Annotated in this window: 2 protein-coding genes; both read right to left on the reverse strand. The window is 56.2% G+C overall.

The window, feature by feature from the left end:
- On the reverse strand, window positions 1–575 hold a 575-nt coding region (locus DW661_RS09970), incomplete at its 3' end, for a PTS sugar transporter subunit IIC (protein ID WP_147349753.1).
- 225 nt (window positions 576–800) lie between these two features.
- Window positions 801–1691: a DMT family transporter gene (locus tag DW661_RS09975; RefSeq protein WP_233547500.1), complete on the reverse strand. Its 891-nt coding sequence runs from the start codon at window positions 1689–1691 to the stop codon at window positions 801–803.
- Window positions 1692–1811: the final 120 nt, after the last annotated feature.

Consider the following 1811-nt stretch of genomic DNA (forward strand, 5'->3'; position numbering starts at 1 on the left):
ATGGCGAAGCCCATGGCCGGCAGGATGTTGGCGGCAACGCCGCAACCATCGATCACAAAGGACGGGATAAAGTCGAGCAGGCCTTGGATGGCGTCGGAGCCCAGGTAGAACGCGCCGGCACAGAGCAGGAAGTACTCGATGCAGCCCCAAATTCCAATTCCCCAATGAACGGCATAGATGCCTTTGAGGTTTCCCTTGAGAGCAAACTTGTCTGCCATGTCGACAAACACGGGGAACAAGGCGTTGGTAATATTACCAATCGTCAGCGAAAGGACGGCGATGGGCATGGCAAGCGCGATAGCCGTCTCGGTACCCTGACCGAGCTGAATGGCAAACGCACAGGCGAGCACGCCACCGACGGTTTCGTTGGGCGGCACGTAAGCGCCGATGGAGATCGAGCCCATAAACAGCAGCTCAAGGCTTGCACCTACGGCAAGACCGGTCTGTAGGTCCCCCAGGACCAGGCCCACGAGCGGGCACAGGACGATGGGGCGGAACGCATAGAGCGAACCGAGCTGGTAGTCGAGACATCCAAACGCTCCGACTAAGCCGACGAGGATTGCTTGGGTAAGCATAGTTCCTCCCAATTAGGAATCTCGAACCGTCGCCACTCCCGTCGCGCGCGTTGTTGATATCAATTCCGGGAGTTCGATTACACGGCTCGAAGCGTACCTGGTGTGCTGCTAACACCCATGCCAGGTACAAATGATTTGATACCAATTATAGGTATGCAGGTTCTTACTATTTAATACCACTCGCTCAGCGGGGTGTTTTTTACCGTAAACGGCAGACGTATCCCATCAGGCACGCTCTTTGTTTCGATGGCGGACAAGCGCCACCAGAAAGCCATCGCCAAAGGCATCGGATGCCAAGTTGGCTACAATCACCAAAACGATAATCGCCGCGCCCAAAAACTCGTTCCAGTGAAAGACCTCGCCAAAGAGGAGCGCCGACCAGCAGGGAGCGAGCACGACCTCGCTCATGCAGACCAAGTTGGCCGCAAACGCGTTGGTGCGCGCAATCCCCTTGGCATACAGCACGCTCGCAAGACCACTGCAAAAAAGGCCATGCACCAGCATGAGCCCCCACTCAAATGGTCTCACGGAGTCTAGGGCACCAGCAAAATAGACGATCGGCAGCATCGAGATACCGCAGGAGATGAGCGAGGACACCATGGGCGAGGCGTCGGGGCGAGAGTTCAAAAAGAAGCACAGCCCAAAGGCGGCGCCCGAAATGATGGCAAGCAGGTTGCCGAGCATGCCCTCGGGACTCAAATCACCTAAAAAGAAAAGTCCCATACCCGTAAAAGCAACCACCACAGAGGCGATCTTAGCAGGCGAAGGCAACGTGTGAGTTGCGAGCGATTGATACACGATAACGAAAATCATCGAGGTGTACTGCAGGACGATCGCGTTGCCGACCGTCGTGAGCTGGTTGGCAAAGTTAAACGTGGTGCCCGTCACGAAGTTGCAGACGGCCACAAGGGCAATAAGACGGCTGACGCGGAGGACAGGCCTGCCGACGAGCAGGATAAAGAGTGCCATAAATATTGCCGTGACGGCACCGATCAAAAGAGCTGACTGCGAATTGGCGTGAACGAGGATACCGATAAAGCTCCACAAGAGCGCGGTGCCAAATAGATACATCGCCCCGCTCACGCCGTTATCGGGTGGATTGTCAGATCGAATCACGAAGCACCTCCAGCTAGCTTTCGGTAATAAAAAACGGCGACCGCAATGGGTCGCCGTTTCCCTTGGGGGCAGATAATAGGCCGGGCCCTTACGCCAGCACGCCGAAGAACGCGCCGACGA

The sequence above is a fragment of the Collinsella sp. AM24-1 genome (genome assembly GCF_003470325.1).
Taxonomy (GTDB): domain Bacteria; phylum Actinomycetota; class Coriobacteriia; order Coriobacteriales; family Coriobacteriaceae; genus Collinsella.